The organism is Streptodolium elevatio (assembly GCF_053592165.1).
On sequence record NZ_JBSFVE010000028.1, the window covers coordinates 1 to 2,977 of the forward strand.

Sequence of the window (2,977 nt, forward strand, 5' to 3'; positions counted from 1 at the left end):
GAGGCTTCTTCTTCCCCATGCTCTCCATGATGGACATCCTCCCCAAGAGGCCGCAGCCCCTCAGCCAGGGTGTCCGTCAAAACGGATCAAGCCCAGCGCCGGCCGTTGTCCACAAAGCGCGATGGGCGAAGGGGGGTGTCGGCTGGTTTCGTTAGCGTCGCCGGGCGTCGGGGGCACAACAACCGAGAGGGCAGCACGTGGAGATCTGGACCGATGGAACGACCGTTGTCCAAGCCTGTGACAACACCAATGCCGTACGGGTGTTCAGGTCGCTGACACGCGTCGCCCACGCCCAGCCGGAGCGCCCCTTGTGGTGGAAGACCCCGCTTGCCGTGGACCCTGTGGCCGGACGCATTTGGACCGGGGACCGCGTCGAGGAATTCGCCCTCGACGACGCGACGCGGGTGGCGGCGTACGAGGATCGGGTCCTGCGCCTCGCTGCGCTCGGCAACGGCCGGCTCGCCGCGGTCCTCCCCGCGCGCCGCGGCGCCTCGGACTGCCGGATCGCGGTGGGCAGGCCGGGTGCGTGGGAGCGCGAGGTCGTCCTCGACAACCTCCACGAACGGCATGGCGTCGTGGCCGGCCTGGCCATGAGCGACGATGAACCCCTGTCCCGGACCCTCGACGGCGACCCGACCCTCACCGTCACCGAACACGGCATCGTGGTCGCCGACGGCCGCAGCGGAGTGGTCGCGCACTTCACTCCGGACCTCGACCTCGTCGGACTGTGGTACGCGGGCGGCACCGACGAAACCGAGCTCATTGGCTATGCCACTGCCCACGGCGTCCTGACCACCGCCCGCTGGGCGGCGCGTGATTCGCTGATATTCCGCCTGACTGCGGACGGACCGCAACAGCTCCTCGCGCAATACGCGGCGTACGCCATGCCCGCGGACAACGACCGCATCTGGGTCGTCGGCAATTTCGACATCCTGCTCCTGGACCGTGACGGCGCCACGATCGCCACCGCACGCACTCCGCGCGACCTGGTGCTGGCCGCGCACGCCGCCGGGGCCTGCTGCGTCATGGCGACGACGTCGTCGGTGGCCGTGGCGGTCGCGGAGGACGACCGGATCGTGACCCACACGATTCTCGTAGAGGACCTGATCGACATCGTCGCCGTCTTCCCGGTCAAGCCCCACGACAATGCGGCACTGCTGGAGATCACTTCCAAGCACAGCCTCTCGTACGGCTACTCCGCGCACCCCGCGACGAACGGCGAACACCACGTCGTCGTCGACAAAGTGAAGCCGGGGGCCGAGGAAGAGGTGACGGCAGCGCTGCGCGAGGCCGGTGCGACAGCCGTCCAATCCCGCGCACACGACGTTGACGGGCTACGCCGTCCCTGCTGCGAGAACTCCTAGAACTCCTAGAACTCCTAGAACTCCTAGAACTCCGGGGTTCCGCCGGTGTGTTGCCGACGATGGTGTCGGTGAACAGCCGCGTCCCCAGGTTTTCGGCGGGTTCGCGGGTGGTGTACGGCGCGGGCGGGTCCGGTCAGATGAAGCGGTCGGCGTCCAGTTGGGTGTACCCGGCGGCGGAACCGGCGCTGCCACCGGTGATCCGGTCCCGGTCGCGGAATTCGCCGAGCGGTGGTTGGTGACGACCATGGACGAGACCTCTTTGAACAGACCTGCGGGCAGGGCGAGTTGGGTGGAGCGGAAGGCATGGGTGCCGCCTTGGAAGGGCTCGTCGTCGGTGGCCTCGGCGCTGAAGGCGGCCGGCTGACCTCGGCCGGCTGGTACCCGTAACGGGCTCTTGGTTATCCCGGTATCAGGAGCACCTGGAACGAGTGTGCTGTTGGGGTGAGGATGGTCGGTATGAACAGTACGGGCGCGGTCGCGCGGGCGCCGCAGACGGTTCGGCGGGGTGAGTTGTCGGCGTTCCTGCGCAGTCGGCGCGCGCGGATCGCGCCGGGGGACGTCGGCCTGCCGGAGGGCACGCGCAGGCGTACGCCGGGGCTTCGGCGCGAGGAGGTCGCGCAGCTTGCCGGGGTGGGCGTCACTTGGTACACGTGGCTGGAGCAGGGGCGGCCGATCAAGGCGAGTGCGCATGTGCTCGACGCGGTGTCGCGCACGCTGCGCCTGGACGTCGCGGAGCGCGAACACCTGTACCTGCTGGCGGGGATCCCGTCGGTGTCGCGGCCGGAGAGCATGGACCCGGTGCGGCCCGAGGTGCAGGGGATCCTCGACCACCTCGACCCGCTGCCCGCGGCGGTCTACAACGCGCGGTGGGATGTGCTGGCGTGGAACGCGACTTACGCGATGCTCTTCCCGGGCGTGGCGGGCGCCACGTCGGCGGAGCAGAACGTCATGTGGAGCATCTTCACGAAGCCGGAATGCTGCTGCCCGTTCGTCGACCCGGAGTTGGAGATGCCGCGCATGGTGGCGTCGCTGCGGCCGGCGTACGGACGGCACATCGGCGAACCGGCGTGGATCGCCTTCGTGCAGCGGCTGTGCGAGGCGAGTGCGGAGTTCGCGGCCTTGTGGGCGCGGCAGGACGTGCTGGTCGGCGACGTGCACGTGAAGCGCCTGCGGCATCCGGAGGTCGGCGAGATCCGAGTGAGCGTGACGTCGATGACGCTGGACGTGCCCGAGACGAGGATGAACATCTACACGACCGTCGACGAAGAGTCGCGCGAGGCGATTGCGCGCCTGCGAACGGTCCCGCAGCCGCGGGTCGGCTGTCCGGGCCACGGGTACGTCCACTACCGCAACCCCGCCTTCGTCACGGCCGGTTCGGACGCGGCGCAAGTGGCGGTGCAGGTCGCTGAGCAGGCCGCCGCGCAGGTTGCGGCGCCGGCCGCGGCATCGGTCGCGGACGAGGGAGTGGCCGGCGCCTGAGACCCGGCCCCCCGGTCACCTGACGGCTGCGGGCGTGGGGGGGGGGGGGGCCCCCCCCCCCCCCCCCCCCCCCGGGCCCCCCCCCCCCCCCCCCCCCCCCCCCCCCCCCCCCCCCCCCCCCCCCCCCCCCCGTA

The 2,977-nt window shown here is 70.5% G+C and carries 2 protein-coding genes; both read left to right on the forward strand.

Features of this window, described 5'->3' with window-relative positions; translation table 11 throughout:
- Nucleotides 1–341: 341 nt before the first annotated feature.
- Nucleotides 342–1,364: a hypothetical protein gene (locus tag ACWD12_RS35180; RefSeq protein WP_450103002.1), complete on the forward strand. Its 1,023-nt coding sequence runs from the start codon at nucleotides 342–344 to the stop codon at nucleotides 1,362–1,364.
- 456 nt (nucleotides 1,365–1,820) lie between these two features.
- Nucleotides 1,821–2,843 (forward strand): helix-turn-helix transcriptional regulator, encoded by a 1,023-nt coding sequence (locus ACWD12_RS35185; RefSeq protein ID WP_450103003.1) that lies wholly within the window; start codon nucleotides 1,821–1,823, stop codon nucleotides 2,841–2,843.
- Nucleotides 2,844–2,977: the final 134 nt, after the last annotated feature.